General features: G+C 57.8%; 20 protein-coding genes. 12 read left to right on the top strand and 8 right to left on the bottom strand.

Going from position 1 to position 15,884, the window contains the following annotated elements; translation table 11 throughout:
* Window positions 1-400: 400 nt before the first annotated feature.
* Together ACI2KB_RS00630 and ACI2KB_RS00625 are read right to left on the bottom strand one after the other, a co-directional pair.
* On the bottom strand, window positions 401-658 hold the full coding sequence (locus ACI2KB_RS00630) for a hypothetical protein (RefSeq protein ID WP_404630393.1): 258 nt from the start codon (window positions 656-658) through the stop codon (window positions 401-403).
* 84 nt (window positions 659-742) lie between these two features.
* Window positions 743-967 carry a DUF6555 family protein gene (locus tag ACI2KB_RS00625; RefSeq protein ID WP_404630391.1) on the bottom strand — a complete coding sequence of 75 codons (225 nt, stop codon included), beginning with the start codon at window positions 965-967 and terminating at the stop codon, window positions 743-745.
* Window positions 968-1,448: 481 nt separating this feature from the next.
* On the opposite strand from ACI2KB_RS00625, the gene ACI2KB_RS00620 reads away from it, so the two are divergent.
* The gene (locus tag ACI2KB_RS00620; RefSeq protein WP_404631684.1) at window positions 1,449-1,778 is read left to right on the top strand and encodes a hypothetical protein; all 330 of its coding nucleotides are present in this window, start codon (window positions 1,449-1,451) and stop codon (window positions 1,776-1,778) included.
* A gap of 49 nt (window positions 1,779-1,827) precedes the next feature.
* On the opposite strand, the gene ACI2KB_RS00615 is transcribed toward ACI2KB_RS00620, so the two are convergent.
* Window positions 1,828-2,886 (bottom strand): endonuclease/exonuclease/phosphatase family protein, encoded by a 1,059-nt coding sequence (locus tag ACI2KB_RS00615; protein ID WP_404630389.1) that lies wholly within the window; start codon window positions 2,884-2,886, stop codon window positions 1,828-1,830.
* Between the two features lie 78 nt (window positions 2,887-2,964).
* Entirely contained in the window at window positions 2,965-3,240 is a 276-nt protein-coding gene (locus ACI2KB_RS00610) for a DUF1654 domain-containing protein (protein ID WP_404630387.1), read from the bottom strand.
* A 173-nt stretch (window positions 3,241-3,413) separates the two neighbouring features.
* On the opposite strand from ACI2KB_RS00610, the gene ACI2KB_RS00605 reads away from it, so the two are divergent.
* Window positions 3,414-3,638 (top strand): YgdI/YgdR family lipoprotein, encoded by a 225-nt coding sequence (locus ACI2KB_RS00605; protein WP_404630385.1) that lies wholly within the window; start codon window positions 3,414-3,416, stop codon window positions 3,636-3,638.
* A 67-nt stretch (window positions 3,639-3,705) separates the two neighbouring features.
* Here the strand turns inward: ACI2KB_RS00605 and ACI2KB_RS00600 are convergent, their stop codons facing one another.
* The gene (locus ACI2KB_RS00600) at window positions 3,706-3,978 is read right to left on the bottom strand and encodes a hypothetical protein (RefSeq protein WP_404630383.1); all 273 of its coding nucleotides are present in this window, start codon (window positions 3,976-3,978) and stop codon (window positions 3,706-3,708) included.
* 346 nt (window positions 3,979-4,324) lie between these two features.
* On the opposite strand from ACI2KB_RS00600, the gene ACI2KB_RS00595 reads away from it, so the two are divergent.
* The 7 genes from ACI2KB_RS00595 to ACI2KB_RS00565 all read left to right on the top strand — a co-directional run bounded on the left by ACI2KB_RS00595 (window position 4,325) and on the right by ACI2KB_RS00565 (window position 11,357).
* On the top strand, window positions 4,325-5,284 hold the full coding sequence (locus tag ACI2KB_RS00595; RefSeq protein ID WP_404630381.1) for a sugar ABC transporter substrate-binding protein: 960 nt from the start codon (window positions 4,325-4,327) through the stop codon (window positions 5,282-5,284).
* A gap of 73 nt (window positions 5,285-5,357) precedes the next feature.
* Window positions 5,358-6,908, top strand: coding sequence for a sugar ABC transporter ATP-binding protein (locus ACI2KB_RS00590; protein ID WP_404630379.1), 1,551 nt, complete (start codon window positions 5,358-5,360; stop codon window positions 6,906-6,908).
* A complete protein-coding gene (locus tag ACI2KB_RS00585) occupies window positions 6,908-7,903 on the top strand; it encodes an ABC transporter permease (protein ID WP_404630377.1) in 996 nt (331 codons plus the stop codon). The genes ACI2KB_RS00590 and ACI2KB_RS00585 overlap by 1 nt, the downstream gene beginning before the upstream one ends.
* A gap of 1 nt (window position 7,904) precedes the next feature.
* Window positions 7,905-8,927 carry a LacI family DNA-binding transcriptional regulator gene (locus ACI2KB_RS00580; protein WP_404630375.1) on the top strand — a complete coding sequence of 341 codons (1,023 nt, stop codon included), beginning with the start codon at window positions 7,905-7,907 and terminating at the stop codon, window positions 8,925-8,927.
* Between the two features lie 40 nt (window positions 8,928-8,967).
* Window positions 8,968-9,885 carry a ribokinase gene (rbsK, locus tag ACI2KB_RS00575; RefSeq protein WP_404630373.1) on the top strand — a complete coding sequence of 306 codons (918 nt, stop codon included), beginning with the start codon at window positions 8,968-8,970 and terminating at the stop codon, window positions 9,883-9,885.
* Window positions 9,882-10,286 carry a D-ribose pyranase gene (gene rbsD, locus ACI2KB_RS00570; protein WP_404630371.1) on the top strand — a complete coding sequence of 135 codons (405 nt, stop codon included), beginning with the start codon at window positions 9,882-9,884 and terminating at the stop codon, window positions 10,284-10,286. The genes rbsK and rbsD overlap by 4 nt, the downstream gene beginning before the upstream one ends.
* A 42-nt stretch (window positions 10,287-10,328) precedes the next feature.
* A complete protein-coding gene (locus ACI2KB_RS00565; RefSeq protein ID WP_404630369.1) occupies window positions 10,329-11,357 on the top strand; it encodes a nucleoside hydrolase in 1,029 nt (342 codons plus the stop codon).
* On the opposite strand, the gene ACI2KB_RS00560 is transcribed toward ACI2KB_RS00565, so the two are convergent.
* Window positions 11,358-11,555 carry a hypothetical protein gene (locus ACI2KB_RS00560; RefSeq protein WP_404630367.1) on the bottom strand — a complete coding sequence of 66 codons (198 nt, stop codon included), beginning with the start codon at window positions 11,553-11,555 and terminating at the stop codon, window positions 11,358-11,360. It abuts the gene before it with no gap.
* A 216-nt stretch (window positions 11,556-11,771) separates the two neighbouring features.
* Here ACI2KB_RS00560 and ACI2KB_RS00555 point away from each other — a divergent pair, with 216 nt between their 5' ends.
* Entirely contained in the window at window positions 11,772-12,095 is a 324-nt protein-coding gene (locus ACI2KB_RS00555) for an I78 family peptidase inhibitor (protein WP_404630365.1), read from the top strand.
* Window positions 12,096-12,154: 59 nt separating this feature from the next.
* On the opposite strand, the gene ACI2KB_RS00550 is transcribed toward ACI2KB_RS00555, so the two are convergent.
* Both ACI2KB_RS00550 and ACI2KB_RS00545 read right to left on the bottom strand, forming a co-directional pair.
* On the bottom strand, window positions 12,155-12,367 hold the full coding sequence (locus tag ACI2KB_RS00550) for a cold-shock protein (protein WP_017904083.1): 213 nt from the start codon (window positions 12,365-12,367) through the stop codon (window positions 12,155-12,157).
* Between the two features lie 298 nt (window positions 12,368-12,665).
* Entirely contained in the window at window positions 12,666-12,980 is a 315-nt protein-coding gene (locus ACI2KB_RS00545; protein ID WP_404630363.1) for a hypothetical protein, read from the bottom strand.
* Between the two features lie 394 nt (window positions 12,981-13,374).
* Here ACI2KB_RS00545 and thrS point away from each other — a divergent pair, with 394 nt between their 5' ends.
* Window positions 13,375-15,297 carry a threonine--tRNA ligase gene (gene thrS, locus ACI2KB_RS00540; protein ID WP_404630361.1) on the top strand — a complete coding sequence of 641 codons (1,923 nt, stop codon included), beginning with the start codon at window positions 13,375-13,377 and terminating at the stop codon, window positions 15,295-15,297.
* On the top strand, window positions 15,297-15,848 hold the full coding sequence (infC, locus tag ACI2KB_RS00535) for a translation initiation factor IF-3 (protein WP_404631682.1): 552 nt from the start codon (window positions 15,297-15,299) through the stop codon (window positions 15,846-15,848). Before thrS ends, infC begins: the two co-directional genes overlap by 1 nt.
* The last annotated feature ends 36 nt before the right edge of the window (window positions 15,849-15,884 follow it).

The following is a 15,884-nucleotide window of genomic DNA, read 5'->3' as shown; positions in this document are numbered from 1 at the left end:
AAGAGGGGAAACAATGAGGGGGTGAATTCCCTCGTGACCTGAACATGAACCGGAACTGATAAAAGATCTCGTTCCTTGAGATGAAGGTATAGCCCAACCATGAGGCGGCATTATGCCCCAAGGCGACGTGACTTGCGCCGGGGAACCGCCGTCAAAAGCGGCTATTTTTACACATGTCAGCGAACTGTCAGGTGAAAAGGCGGTTTTTTGTACGCACTTCCCCGTAATGCCGTGCTCAAGGCGGATCGTCACCCATAAAAAACGCCCGAGGGACACGCTTTTGACAGGCGCATAAAAAATCCGATGCTCGTTTCCAGGCATCGGATTTTGCGGTTCACAGGCTAAACATCAGTCTTACCTGACAGGCATCAGGCTTGAGCCGGTTTTTTAAGGGGGGTGATTATGAACTCTGCAAGTGCTTGGCAGCCTCGACCCCCGCCGAACTGAGCTTGACCGGGTAGCGCAATGAACGCTCGCCCTTGATGGGGTGGTCGACGCAGCCGTCGTGAATCAGGCCCGCGTTCTGTAGATGTTCCAGGGTGTCGGCGACGGCGTGTTCGCCCCGGTAATTGTCCAACACTTCTTTGCCCAGTCCGACCGGGTGAGCGTGCAAGAGCCGGGTCAGCACCTCGTTCTTGAGTGCGTTATCGATGGTCATATTTTCCTCGCTTTGCTGGTTTGATGAGCGCTGCTTGTAAATACCGACCACGCGATACAGGGATCGTTTTGAGTTTTTACGTGCTCAGGTGCGTTTCCACTGTACCTGAGTCACGCCCAGGCCTTCAGCATAGAGCATCGCCAGACGCAGCGGCCCTGTGGCAATGCTGCCTTCAAGATTGCCGACGCCTGCGTGCAATGTGGCGAAGTGCAATGCTTCGCTTTCGCACAGGTGTTTGGCGTGATGGGAAAACTGTCGGGATTCGCCTCGAAAACGGTAATGAATTTCAAAATCCTTAGAGTCATTCATCATCATGGGCCTGTTGGGCGTCGTGTACGCCGGTCTGAAATTTGAGTACTTCCTGATGTACCTGACAGGGTGGTCGCTTAATGCATCGGCGATGCTGTCACTTCATTTCGAGATCGATGCAGGCTGCTGGAGCGTTTTCCGGCCTTGGATCGTGGTGCGTTTTCTCTGCCTGAGACGAGTAACCTGCGTTGACTGAACCGGCTACTGACCGGCAGAGAATTGCATTGTTTTTGTGCTGTTTGCACCTTGTGCCGATGAGCGGCCATGTGCCATATCTGTTCGAGTGTGCTCGTACTTCGCCTGCTAAAAAACGCCTTGGCATTGCATGTTTTTGAATGGATGGGGAGCGTCGGTGATCGCTGCGCGACTCGGTGCAGCGTCCGCATGCTCGTTTTTTTCAGGTAGGGGCAATGTGATGGCCCGCGCCTCGCCTCATTTCTGGAAAAATCCTTCTCTTTCAGGGAATTCCGGGGCAAAGCGTATGCGAAGTATTGGGTTGGGCGTGACGGCATTGGCTTTGATGGTGGCAGTGATGCCCGCGCAGGCCCGTGATATCAGCAAAAATGATGTTCAGGTGTGCAAGTGGGGTTCAGGCGTCGCGGGGGCGGCGCAGCAATCCAAGTTATCGGGTACGACGCTTTACAGCGCCCGCAAGAAATTGCAATCGCGCAAGTACGCTCAGCCCTGGATGCGCAAAATGGCGCTGGGCATTACCGAGCAAACCTACAAGAGCCCGTCTCGCCTGAAACCGGCGGCCGTCAAGCAAACATATTATGAGGGCTGCATTCAGCACGATCTGGCGCGCAAATGACACGAAAAACGGGGCACAGTCAACCGCGCCCCGTTTTGTGTTTTTGCGGTCAGCGGCAGTTGCCCGCGAGGTGATAATGCTGCGCTTCAGCAGCGGCCGTGCTGTCGAATTCCACGCGGTTTTTCTCCGACACGCTGTTGTACGAAGGGCAATCCGGGCGGTGGTAGATCATGGTCTTCTTGTTGCCGCGGATCGCCACGGTCAGGTTCTTTGCGCTGTCATCGCCGACTGCGACAGGCTTCATCGGATTGGGTGACATTGATTTTACGGAAGCGTTGCCCGGGTTGCCGCCGCTCAGACTGGCGCTGAGAAAGATGGGGGCATGATCCGACACTTTGTCTCGGCCCTGCGCATGGCTAAACCCCAGAAATTTCGGGTAGTTGAACACCTGGATGCCATTCACCTTGATGGCAGAGTTGCGGCTGACGAAGATGTTGTCGTAGAGGTTGGAGAATTTGCCGTCGGTGGTCGACAGCGTACTCGCACCTTCGAGCATCAGCGGTCTGGCACTGGCGTCAAGCTTGTCCCAGGCCGGGGACGAAGGCGGGGTATTGAAATCGCCCATCAGCATGATCGAGTTATTGCCCGGATAAGTGTCTTTCAGCCAGGCCCAGTAGCTCGACAGCGCGGTGATTTCGGACGCGCGATCCGCCTGATTCTTACCATAAAGAATGTGCACGGTGGCGACTACGAATGTCGCGCCGTCCTTGAGCGACTTGAAGCGGGCGGAGTAGGGCTCGCGCTCGAACGCATCGCCCCGGTCTAGGTAGGTGACTGCGCCGTCTTCGTAGGCAATGACGTCGTCACGCCACACAAAACCGTACATTTCCTTGTAGGAAGATCGTCCCACTGCATGTGAGGCCATCGCACTCCAGTGTTTGCCCGTCTGGCGGGTCAGCTCGGTTGCGAGCGCTTGAAGCGCTTCTTCGTTCATCAGTTCCTGTACGGCGAGTAAGTCGACTTTCTGGGCCACTTTGGCAATGGCCTGGAAATCCTTGTTAGGGCGCACACTCAAGTGCTCCAGGTTCCAGGTGCCAATGTTGATGTCAGCGAAAGCGTTTTGCAGCAGAGAAAGCGTCAGCAGGATAGAGGCGAAAAATCTGAGCATGAAGTCCAACTAGAGCGGGTTGAAACGAACGCGAGCCATTCAGTCTGGCTCGCTGCTATCAGTGAGGCGTCAGGGGAATCAGTCTTCCTTGGGCACGGTCCAGAAAATCTGCACGCCACCGTCATCACGCCAGGCCAGTGTCACGTTGTCGTTCTCGGCGATTTCTTCCAGCAACTGATTCCAGTCATCTTCCTGTTCGTTGGCGAGACGGAAAATCAACGCTGAACGTGACCGCTGTGCGGTAGGCGAGTTGATGATTTTCTGGATGCGCGTGGCCAGGTGCTCGTAAGAGACGGGCGCGGAAGCGGTGTTGTCAGACACGGAAAGATCCTTTGTTTTATGCTGTATGTGCATACAGTATTTTACTGTAGGGCGTTTCGCAACTCTGACGTAGGGAAAAACGTGATGAGGAACAATTTGTTGATTCTTCTGACGCTCGCTGGGGATGCGAACCAAAACGGCTCGCACCGATCAGATGCTCTGTTGGCGAATCGGTTCGCAGTGGTCCAGAGAAAAAAGGAGTCAGCATGAATATCAAAGGGGTGGGGTTGTACGTAGCGCTGTTGTGTTGTTTCGGGGTGGCCGGCTGCTCGACGGCAACCGTGGTGACGCTGCAAAACGGTACGCAATACGTGACCAAGGACTTGCCCAAAACCAAGAGCAAGGATGGATTCTATGAGTTTGAAGATATTTCCGGAAAAACGGTCAGGGTGCGCGCCGACGAAGTGGCAACGGTCAAAACAGAAGACTGAGAGGGACGCGCCTGATCGAACGGCATTCGATCAGGCGTCATGACCGTTCGACAGACGCATTGAGCGGTCAGCCATGATCCCGAAGTCGGAACGGGTGAGCAGACACCGCGTTCGAGCGTCGTCCGAACTCCGACCGGATGCGAAAAATCTCTGCGCGAATCTTGTCGCGCACCATCATCTGCTCTTCTTCCGACAACGATTCATACCACTGTCGCTGGGCTTCTCGACTCCTTCCTACCGGGCTTGAGCCGGGAAGGGCAGAGATCATGGATTGAACGAAGTCCGAGGCTGGATCGGATCCGTCCTCTGCCCGAATATCCTTTGCGGCCGGGTCTGTCATTTTTACTCCCGCAGTCCATCGGTAAACATGGTTATCGTTATGTGACAAATGGCGATGTCAGATGGCCGTCATCTTAGCGCAGCCTCAAGCATTACAGTGCATTAGCGCGATAATTTAGTGTGGTGTGTGAACTGACAAGCAGTCCCCCAGGTATTTTCTCGGCGCAGGACGGGCAGCGGGAGGAGCGAGAGGGATACACAAACCGTCACGTCATTGCTCGGGGAAGTTGACAAAGCGCGTGTTGATTACCATAGTTTCGCTCACGCAAACGTTTGCGACTGGTTCGATGCGTCGAATCGAGTCCCGTACGGTGCCGATACAATAATCATAATGTCGGAGTGATCCCATGAAGCTGCCATTCGCTGCACGTCTTCTTGCTGTTGCCATGCTCACCGCGAGCGCCGTTACCCTGCCTCTTTCATCCGCCTACGCCGACGACGCGAAAAAGCCCACGGTCGCGCTGGTGATGAAGTCCTTGGCCAATGAATTCTTCCTGACCATGGAAGACGGCGCCAAGGAATACCAGAAACAACATTCCGCTGATTTCGATCTGATTTCCAACGGCATCAAGAACGAGTCCGATACGGCTGCGCAGATCGACATCGTCAACCAGATGATCGTCAAGAAGGTCGATGCACTGGTCATTGCGCCTGCCGACTCGAAAGCCCTGGCTTCTGTGATCAAAAAGGCCATGGACGCCGGTATCAAGGTCGTGAACATCGACAACCAGCTCGATGCCGATGTGCTGAAAAGCAAGAATATCGAAGTGCCGTTCGTTGGCCCCAACAACCGCAAGGGGGCCAAGCTGGTGGGCGATTACCTGGCCAAACAGCTGACCGCAGGCGATCAGGTGGGCATCATCGAAGGCGTGCCGACCACCACCAACGCACAGCAGCGCACCGCCGGTTTCAAGGACGCGATGGACGCTGCGCAGATGAAGATCGTGTCCACGCAATCGGGTAACTGGGAAATCGACAAGGGCAACGCAGTCGCGTCCGCCATGCTCAATGAATACCCGAATCTGAAGGCGCTGCTGGCCGGTAACGACAGCATGGCGCTGGGCGCCGTGTCTGCCGTACGTGCGGCGGGTAAAACGGGCAAAGTGCAGGTTGTCGGCTACGACAACATCAATGCCATCAAACCGATGCTCAAGGATGGCCGTGTCCTGGCGACCGCCGACCAGTTCGCCGCGCGTCAGGCCGTGTTTGGCATCGACACTGCGCTGAAGATGATCAAAGGCGACAAGCTCGACATCAAGGACGGCGTCATCGAGACCCCGGTCGAGTTGGTCACCAAGCCGCAGTAAGCCTTACCTTCAAACATCCGTGAATGCTGCCTGCCCTCCTTTTCATGGGAAGGGCAGGCGCGTGGAGAGCGTTATGTCAGCGTCTGCTCAGGCCGCTGTTCTATCTGTCAGCGGCATCGGCAAAACCTACGCCCAACCTGTTCTCGGCGACATCGACCTGACGCTCATGCGTGGGGAGGTGCTGGCGCTGACCGGGGAAAACGGCGCAGGTAAAAGCACCCTGTCGAAAATCATCGGTGGACTGGTCACGCCCACCACCGGCCAGATGCAGTTTCAGGGGCAGCCGTACACGCCCGACAGTCGCACTCAGGCCGAAAAGCTGGGCGTGCGCATGGTCATGCAGGAACTCAATCTGCTGCCGACGCTGTCGGTGGCCGAAAACCTGTTTCTCGATAATTTGCCCAGCCGGGCAGGCTTCATCAACCGCAAAAAACTCCGCGAAGACGCAATCAAGGCCATGGCGCAGGTGGGGCTGGATGCCATCGACCCCGACACCCTGGTCGGCGAGTTGGGCATCGGCCATCAACAGATGGTCGAAATCGCCCGCAACCTGATCGGCGATTGCCATGTGCTGATCCTCGATGAGCCGACCGCGATGCTGACGGCCCGTGAGGTGGAGATGCTCTTCGAGCAGATCACGCGTCTGCAGGAGCGGGGTGTTTCCATCGTTTATATCTCCCACCGTCTGGAAGAACTGGCCCGAGTGGCCCAGCGCATCGCGGTGTTGCGCGACGGCAAGCTGGTGTGTGTGGATGCCATGGCCCACTACAACAGCGAGCAACTGGTGACGCTGATGGTCGGGCGTGAACTGGGCGAGCACATTGATCTGGGGGCGCGACAGATTGGCGACGTGGCCTTGTCAGTCAAGGGCTTGAGTCGGTCCGACAAGGTGCGCGATGTGTCTTTCGAGGTGCGCGCCGGAGAGATTTTCGGTATTTCCGGGCTGATCGGTGCCGGTCGTACCGAGCTGTTGCGGTTGATCTACGGCGCCGATGTCGCCGACAGCGGAACCGTAGAAGTGGGCAGCCCGCTGCAAGCGGTGCGGGTCAATTCGCCGGTGGATGCGGTGAGTCACGGCATTGCCTTGATCACGGAGGATCGCAAGGGCGAAGGCCTTCTGCTGACGCAGTCGATCAGTGCCAACATCGCGCTGGGCAACATGGATGCGATTTCCAGTTCCGGTGTGGTCAACGGCAACGCGGAAATGGCGCTGGCCAGACGGCAAGTCGAGGCCATGCGCATTCGCAGTTCAAGCCCCACGCAACTGGTCTCCGAGCTGTCTGGAGGCAACCAGCAAAAGGTGGTGATCGGGCGCTGGCTGGAGCGTGACTGCCAGGTGATGCTGTTCGACGAGCCTACCCGGGGCATCGATGTCGGCGCCAAGTTCGACATCTACACGCTGCTGGGCGAACTGACCCGTCAGGGCAGGGCGCTGTTGGTGGTCTCCAGTGATCTGCGCGAACTCATGCTGATCTGCGACCGTATTGGCGTGTTGTCCGCCGGGCGTTTGATCGACACCTTCGAACGCGACACCTGGACTCAGGACGAGTTGCTTGCCGCCGCCTTTGCGGGCTATCAAAAACGTGATGCGCTGCTGTCCGACGCTGCGCCCAGGAATTCTTGATGAAAACTTCAACCACTCCCGCCGCACTGCCTTCGCCGGGCAAGCGCAGCGGCAACTATTTCGGCCTCGGCACCTATCTGGGGCTGGCGGGCGCGTTGCTGGCGATGATCGTGCTGTTCTCGCTGCTCAGTGATCACTTCCTGTCGTATGAAACCTTCAGCACCCTGGCCAACCAGATTCCGGACCTGATGGTGCTGGCAGTGGGCATGACGTTCATCCTGATCATCGGCGGCATCGACCTTTCCGTTGGTTCGGTGTTGGCGCTTGCGGCCTCGGCGGTCAGTGTCGCCATGCTCGGTTGGGGCTGGGGCGTGTTGCCGTCTGCGCTACTGGGAATGGTCTGCGCCACGGCGGCCGGAACGCTGACCGGTTCGATCACCGTGGCGTGGCGTATCCCTTCTTTTATTGTGTCGTTGGGCGTGCTGGAAATGGCTCGCGGCGTGGCCTATCAACTGACCGATTCGCGCACGGCGTACATTGGCGATTCTTTCGCCTGGCTGTCCAATCCGTTTGCCTTTGGGATTTCGCCGTCGTTCGTCATTGCATTGGTCGTGATCTTCGCGGCTCAAGCGGTGCTGACCCGTACCGTGTTCGGTCGCTATCTGATTGGCATCGGCACCAACGAAGAGGCCGTGCGTCTGGCAGGTATCAATCCGAAGCCCTACAAGATTCTCGTGTTTTCCCTCATGGGACTGCTGGCCGGGCTGGCGGCGCTGTTTCAGATTTCCCGTCTGGAAGCCGCAGACCCCAACGCGGGCTCCGGGCTTGAATTGCAGGTCATCGCGGCGGTGGTGATCGGCGGGACCAGTCTGATGGGCGGGCGCGGTTCGGTCATCAGCACATTCTTCGGTGTGCTGATCATTTCGGTGCTGGCCGCCGGGCTCGCGCAGATCGGTGCTACCGAACCGACCAAGCGCATCATCACTGGCGCCGTGATCGTGGTTGCAGTCATTCTGGACACCTATCGCAGTCATCGCGCACGGCGGCGCGGCTGATATGGCGACCATCAAGGATGTTGCTGCCATCGCGGGTATTTCCTACACCACGGTGTCCCACGTGCTGAACAGAACGCGGCCGGTGAGTGACGAGGTACGCAAGAAAGTCGAAGCGGCCATTGCGCAACTGGATTACGTGCCCAGCGCCGTGGCGCGCTCACTCAAGGCCAAGTCCACCGCCACCATCGGCCTGTTGATTCCCAACGGTATCAACCCGTACTTCGCCGAACTGGCCAGGGGCATCGAGGATTACTGCGAGCGCAACGGCTTCTGCGTGATTCTCTGCAACTCGGACGACAACCTGGACAAGCAGCGCAACTACCTGCGTGTGCTGCTCGAAAAGCGTGTCGATGGGTTGATCGTGTCGTCGGTGGGCGGCGGCGACAGTCTGGTGGATAGCCTGTCGGCGGTGCGTACCCCGATGGTCATCGTCGACCGGGACCTGGAAAACATCAGTGCGGATCTGGTACGCATCGATCACGAACTGGGCGCTTACCTGGCGACATCGCACCTGCTTGAACTGGGGCATCGCCATATCGCCTGCATTTGCGGCCCTGAAGAAACCAGCGTGGCGCGCATGCGTCTGGCGGGGTATCGGCGGGCGATGAAGGAGGCAGGTGTCGAGGTTCGCGACAGTTGGGTGGTCGAGAGTGACTTTACCGGCCCCAGTGGTTATCGGGCGGCCGGGCAGTTGTTGGGGGGGGAGCGCCCGACCGCCATCTTCGCGGCCAACGACATGGTCGGTATCGGCGTGCTGCGCGCGGCGGCTGAGCGGAATGTGCGTGTCCCGGCAGACCTGTCGGTGATCGGCTTCGACGATATCCAGATGAGTCAGTATGTGTATCCGGCGCTGACGACAGTGGGGCAGTCCATTCTGCACTTGGGCGAGCGCGCGGCGGAGGTTCTGCTGCGGCGGATCTCGACACGAGGTGACAGCCCGGTGCAGCAGCTGATCGTCGCGCCCAGCATCGTGTTGCGAGAATCCACGGCGCCGCCTACCAATGCCTTCAACGAATTTCGCTGAACCGGGCCGCGAAAGGGCCGGAGAGAAGAGTACAGACGTCATGCAAGCAAACGTAGTGATAGTGGGCAGCCTCAACATGGACTTGGTGACCCGTGCGCCGCGCCTGCCGCGAGCGGGGGAGACCCTGGCCGGGCAATCGTTCGTCACGGTGCCGGGGGGGAAGGGGGCGAACCAGGCCGTCGCCGCCGCGCGCCTGGGGGCAAAGGTCGCGATGATCGGGTGTGTTGGTGATGATGCCTACGGCCAACAGTTGCGCGCAGCGCTGCTGGCTGAAGGGATCGACTGTCGGGCAGTGACCACCGTCGCTGCCGAGTCCACGGGGGTTGCGCTGATCGTGGTCGACGACAGCAGCCAGAATGCAATCGTGATTGTCGCCGGGGGCAACGGTCATGTCGCTCCAGCGGTAGTGGATCGGTTTGACGCATTGTTGAGTCAGGCGCAGGTCGTTATTTGCCAACTGGAAATTCCGGTCGAGACGGTCGGACATGTCCTGAAGCGCAGTCGGGAACTGGGCAAAATCGTTATTCTTAATCCCGCACCGGCTGTGGGGCCGTTGCCTGACGACTGGTATCCGTGGATCGATTACCTGATCCCCAACGAAAGCGAGGCCACTGCTTTGACGGGTTTGCCAGTGGACAGCGTGACCACTGCCCAAGCCGCTGCGGCTACGCTGATGAAGGCTGGCGTGGGCAAGGTGATCGTTACCTTGGGCGAGCAGGGGGCGTTGTTCGCCACTCAAGCGAGTGCCCAGCACTTCGCCGCACCGAAAGTGCAGGCGGTGGACACCACGGCAGCAGGAGATACCTTCGTGGGGGGCTTCGCGGCCGCGCTGGCGGAGAGCAAATCCGAAGCCGAAGCCATACGTTTCGGGCAAGTGGCCGCCGCATTGTCGGTGACCCGCTCCGGCGCACAGCCTTCCATTCCCACCGTTGAAGATGTTCAGGGCTATCCCTCATGAAAAAGACACCCTTGCTCAACATTGCCCTGTCGCGGGTCGTTGCCTCCCTCGGGCATGGCGACATCCTGATGATCGTGGACGCGGGTATGCCGGTGCCATCCGGCGTGGAACTGATTGATCTGGCGGTCACCCCCGGAGTGCCGGATTTCGTCAGCGTGTTGAACACGGTGCTGGCAGAAATGCAGGTTGAAAGCCACGTGCTTGCGGACGAAATGAATGAAAAGCGTCCACCTGCGCTGGCCGTGATCGAGACGTTGAACGCCAAGGGGCAACTGGGGCAGCAACGGTTTGTCAGTCACGACGCGTTGAAGCAACTGAGCTGCAACGCTCGTGCCATCGTGCGCACGGGCGAATGTCAGCCATACACCAACATTGCGCTGGTATCGGGCGTTGTCTTCTGATCGCTTCGAGTACCTTAACAGCCATGAAACAGGGAGTTTCCAATGCAACCCGGCCATCACTTCATCGTTCAATTGATCAGGAGTCTTGCACTGTTGGCGATCCTCACCAGTACAGCGGCCCATGGGGCTGAAAAACGTGACCTGATCATCGACACCGATCCGGGGGCGGACGATGTCGTTGCGCTGTTAATGGCGCTGGCGTCGCCGCAGGAGTTGAACGTTCTGGCGATCACGACCGTGGCCGGCAACGTGCGGATCGACAAAACCTCGCGCAATGCGCGTCTGGCGCGGGAGTGGGCGGGGCGAGAGGAGGTCCCGGTCTATGCGGGCGCAGGGAGGCCTCTGGTGCGCACGCCCATCTACGCCGAAAACATTCATGGCAAGGAAGGGCTGCCAGGTATTCCGGTGCATGAACCCAAGCGTGGTCTGGCCGAAGGCAATGCGGTGCAATACCTGATAGACACATTGAGCAAAGCGCCTCCTCACAGCATTACCATCGCCATGCTGGGGCCGCAGACCAACCTCGCACTGGCATTGATCCAGGCGCCGGAAATCACCCATGGCATCAAGGAAGTGGTGGTCATGGGAGGTGCGCACTTTAATGGCGGCAACATCACGCCGGTGGCCGAATTCAATCTCTATGCCGATCCTGACGCGGCGAAGGTCGTGCTGGCCAGTGGGGTGAAACTGACCTACGTACCGCTCGATGTGACGCACAAGATTCTGACCAGTGATCAGCGCATCAAGAACATTGAGGGCCTGAACAACCAGGCGGGCAAGCTGGTGGGGGACATCCTCAATGAATACGTCAAGGGGGATATGGTGCATTACGGGCTGCCCGGTGGGCCTGTGCATGACGCCAGTGTCATCGCCTGGCTGCTCAAGCCGGAGCTGTTCAGCGGCAAGGCGATCAATCTCGCGATCGACAGCCGAGAAGGGCTGACCATGGGCCAGACGGTGGCCGACTGGTACGACACGCTGGGACAGCCCAAGAATGTGTTCTGGGTTGAAAACGGCGATGCACAGGGCTTTTTTGATCTGCTGACCCAGCGTCTGGCGCGCCTGAAATAGTCAGGCGCTGTTCAGCGCATCTGCCGCATGACGCAGCCCTATCTGATTCATGAAGTTCTGGGCGCTTTCGGTGCCCAGTTCTCTGACCAGCAAGTCGATCGCGATGATTGCCAGCTCTTCCGCGCTGCCGGGGCTGTGGGCGCATTGTCCCTGTGCCCATCTGGCCTTGATGCCTGCGTCGATGGATACGATTGCCATAACGTGCCTGTTCCTTTCCTTGAAAAAAAACGTCTTCGGGGTGCTCAGCATGCCAAATGTTTTGTGACGATTTGCTTGCCTTTGCGGCGTAAGGCTCGTGCAGACTTGCGCGTTATTCTCGACAAAGCCGAGGCCTGTACGGCGACCGTTTAGGAAACCATGCAGGTCGAGCGCTGTCGCAGAAGTTCTGGTTTACGTTAAGCACAAGGAGGCGGTATGCCCTGGAAACACGCATCATCGGGTCTGGTTCTGGTCGCAGCGGTACTGGCGGGTTGCAGCAGTACATCCGAGTCGACACAACCGTCGGCGAACCCTGCGGCTTCGGACGCTGGCCAATCCCGTTGCGATGCTGCCGCTGCCCAGTTCGCGGTTGGAAAACCGGCTTCTGCAGCGTTGCTGGAGCAGGCGAGGGTCAAGGCGGGTGCGCAAACGGCGCGGATTCTTGGTCCTCACGACATGGTCACGCTGGAGTACCGTTCCGATCGGTTGAACCTCAATACCGATCAAAGTGCCACTATCAACCGTGTGAACTGCGGTTAACGATTTTCAGTCGGTATAAAAAAACCCCGTCAGTGACGGGGTTTTTCAGCGCGCTCGGATTACTCCGGGCGAACCTGAGCGGCTTGCATGCCCTTTTGGCCTTTCTCAGCCACGAAGGAAACGGTCTGGCCTTCTTTCAGGCTTTTGAAACCGTCAGCTTCGATAGCTTTGAAGTGAACGAACAGGTCGTCACCGCCACCTTGTGGAGTGATAAAGCCGAAGCCTTTTTCATCGTTGAACCATTTTACGGTGCCGGTTTGGCGATTAGACATGGTGGATCTCCAGAAACATAATTTTCAGTAGTGCTGTGCTGCTCAGGCCAACTGGGCACACGCGGGCTATCATAGTCGAATTGTGTGAATGCAGGACTTTTTCGATAAGAACTTTGCGCCAGTGCCGTAAAACGATACGGCATATGATGCCGTTATTCGCAGCGTCTTCCGCAAAAAAGAGCCGCTGCGAGTGAGGCGTTGGTGCTGCTGCGACCCCGGTATTTCGGGGGGTTCGGCGAAATGTGGGCCGTCTGGAGGGATGACGGCCCATTCATTTCGGTCCCGCAATGTAAATTTTTTATTTTTTGCCTTTCAGGCAGTTTTCGCCCACTGCTTTTTGCAGTCGGGCGGTCATCTCAGTGCTGGGAGGCGTCGTTTTGTCGCTCAGTGATGCGATCTCCTTGTCGGAGAAATTCTTGTTGATCTGCTGCGCGCCACATTCGCAATGCGCCTTGACGGCATTGGCATCCATCCCGGGGTTGTTCTGAGCCGCCGCAGCCGTGCATTCGCTCATGTAAGTGGTCTTGGTCTGTGCGTCCATGGCGGCATGAGCGCTCAGTGGAAGAGCCAGCGCCATCGGAGCGAGCAGGGCGGCAACACGTAGAAGCTTCATGGTGGTTTCCTTCTTGTCTGTGGGACCCGGAGTGGGCGGGTCTTAACGGAAGTCTCGGTTTATCTGACGGCAGTGGCGACTGCCAGTTCAGTATCCGGACGAATCCCACAAAAACTGTCTGCCGGTTTCTTCGTAATCGATGGTCTGTGCCCTGACGTAGAGCGCAAAGGCTGTGCTAGGATGCCCGTCCTGCAGATTCGCTCGCGTCTCGCGGGGCGGGCCAGATTGCGTATGAGGCCTGTCGATTTAGTATATTCCAGTCACTCTGGTTCGGTCATCGGGTTGGCCCTTGGGCTCCTGCCACTGTGAGGCAGGTACACCGCCGAATCGCGTACTGGCTCTATCCCAACCCACGTGACCTTTGGTAGGGGTCACCACTAGGAGAGGAGGCGCCATGCCAACTATTACTCTTCCCGACGGCAGTCAACGTTCTTTCGATCACCCGGTTTCCGTAGCCGAAGTCGCTGCTTCCATTGGCGCCGGTCTGGCCAAGGCCACCCTGGCGGGCAAGGTCAACGGTCAACTGGTCGATGCCAGCGATGTCATTGATGCCGACGCGAGCCTGCAAATCATCACCCCGAAAGATCAGGAAGGCCTGGAGATCATTCGTCACTCCTGCGCGCATCTGGTCGGCCATGCCGTCAAACAATTGTATCCGACGGCCAAAATGGTCATCGGTCCGGTCATTGACGATGGCTTCTATTATGACATCGCCTACGAGCGTCCTTTCACGCCGGATGACATGGCAGCGATCGAGCAGCGCATGCAGCAGCTCATCGAGAAGGACTACGACGTCATCAAGAAGATGACCCCTCGTGCCGAGGTCATCGAGGTGTTCAAGGCCCGTGGCGAGGACTACAAGCTGCGTCTGGTCGAGGACATGCCGAACGAAAAGGTCATGGGTCTTTACTACCACGAAGAATATGTCGACATGTGCCGTGGTCCGCACGTGCCGAACACTCGCTTTCTCAAGTCGTTCAAACTGACCAAGCTGTCCGGCGCTTATTGGCGCGGCGATGCGAAGAACGAGCAGCTACAACGCGTGTACGGGACGGCCTGGGCTGACAAGAAGCAGTTGGCGGCGTACATCCAGCGCATCGAAGAAGCGGAAAAGCGCGATCATCGCAAGATCGGCAAGCAGCTCGATCTGTTCCACTTGCAGGAAGAAGCGCCAGGCATGGTCTTCTGGCATGCCAATGGCTGGACGGTCTATCAGGTGCTTGAGCAGTACATGCGCAAGGTGCAGCGCGAGAACGGCTATCAGGAAATCAAGACCCCGCAAGTGGTCGACCGCATTCTCTGGGAGCGTTCCGGTCACTGGACCAACTACGCGGAGAACATGTTCACCACGTCTTCGGAAAGCCGCGATTACGCAGTGAAACCGATGAACTGCCCATGTCACGTACAGGTGTTCAACCAGGGGTTGAAGTCTTACCGTGATCTGCCGCTGCGCTTGGCCGAGTTCGGTGCCTGTCACCGCAACGAGCCGTCAGGCGCGTTGCACGGCATCATGCGTGTGCGCGGTTTCGTGCAGGACGACGCGCATATCTTCTGCACCGAAGAGCAGGTGAAGAAGGAAGCGGCTGACTTCATCAAGCTGACGCTGGATGTTTACAAGGACTTCGGCTTCACCGATATCGCGATGAAGCTGTCGACCCGTCCGGCCAAGCGTGTCGGCTCCGAGGAATTGTGGGATCGTGCTGAAAACGCGTTGGCCGATGCACTCAACGAATCGGGTCTGGATTGGGAATACCAGCCGGGTGAAGGTGCGTTCTATGGACCGAAGATCGAGTTCACTCTGCGTGATTGCCTTGGCCGTAACTGGCAGTGTGGCACCTTGCAGTACGATCCGAACCTGCCGGAGCGTCTGGATGCCAGCTATGTCGCCGAAGACAACAACCGCAAGCGTCCGGTCATGCTGCACCGTGCCATCCTGGGGTCGTTCGAACGCTTCATCGGCATGCTGATCGAGCATTACGCTGGCGTGTTCCCTGCCTGGCTGGCGCCGACCCAGGCGGTGATCATGAACATCACTGACAAACAGGCCGATTTCGCCCTCGAGGTCGAAAAAAATCTGAACGAAAGCGGATTTCGTGCCAAGTCTGACTTGAGAAATGAAAAAATCGGCTTTAAAATCCGCGAGCATACTTTGCTCAAGGTTCCTTATCTTCTCGTTATTGGAGACAAGGAGGTTGAAGCGAGAACTGTCGCTGTGCGTACCCGTGAAGGCGCTGACCTCGGCTCGATGCCGGTCGCCCAGTTCATGGAGCTACTCGCGCAAGCGGTTTCCCGGCGTGGTCGCCAAGATTCGGAGTAATTATTATTAAGCGTGAAATGAGACAGGATAAACGAACTGCACCGAAGGCCCCGATCAACGAGAATATCTCGGCACGCGAGGTTCGGTTAATTGGCGCTGACGGCGAGCAGATTGGCATCGTCTCGATTGATGAAGCGCTTCGAATTGCTGAAGATGCGAAGCTGGATCTGGTAGAAATCTCCGCTGATGCCAACCCACCGGTTTGCAAGGTGATGGACTACGGCAAGCACCTCTTCGAGAAGAAGAAACAGGCCAGCGAAGCGAAGAAGAACCAGAAGCAGATTCAGATCAAAGAAATCAAGTTTCGTCCAGGGACGGAGGAAGGGGATTACCAGGTAAAACTACGCAACCTGGTACGTTTCCTGAGTGACGGGGACAGGGCCAAGATTTCCTTGAGATTTCGCGGTCGTGAGATGGCCCACCAGGAGCTGGGGATGGAGTTGTTGAAGCGGGTTGAGACTGACCTGCTCGAATACGGCTCGGTCGAACAGCATCCTAAGATGGAAGGACGCCAGCTGATCATGGTCATCGCCCCGAAAAAGAAAAAGTAACCACCAGGGCACGGCAGGCCTTGCGGTTATGTTTAT

The organism is Pseudomonas sp. NPDC088444, from assembly GCF_044900175.1.
GTDB lineage: Bacteria > Pseudomonadota > Gammaproteobacteria > Pseudomonadales > Pseudomonadaceae > Aquipseudomonas.
The sequence above is the reverse complement of the archived record's forward strand: the minus strand, read 5'-3'. Positions and strand labels throughout refer to the sequence as shown.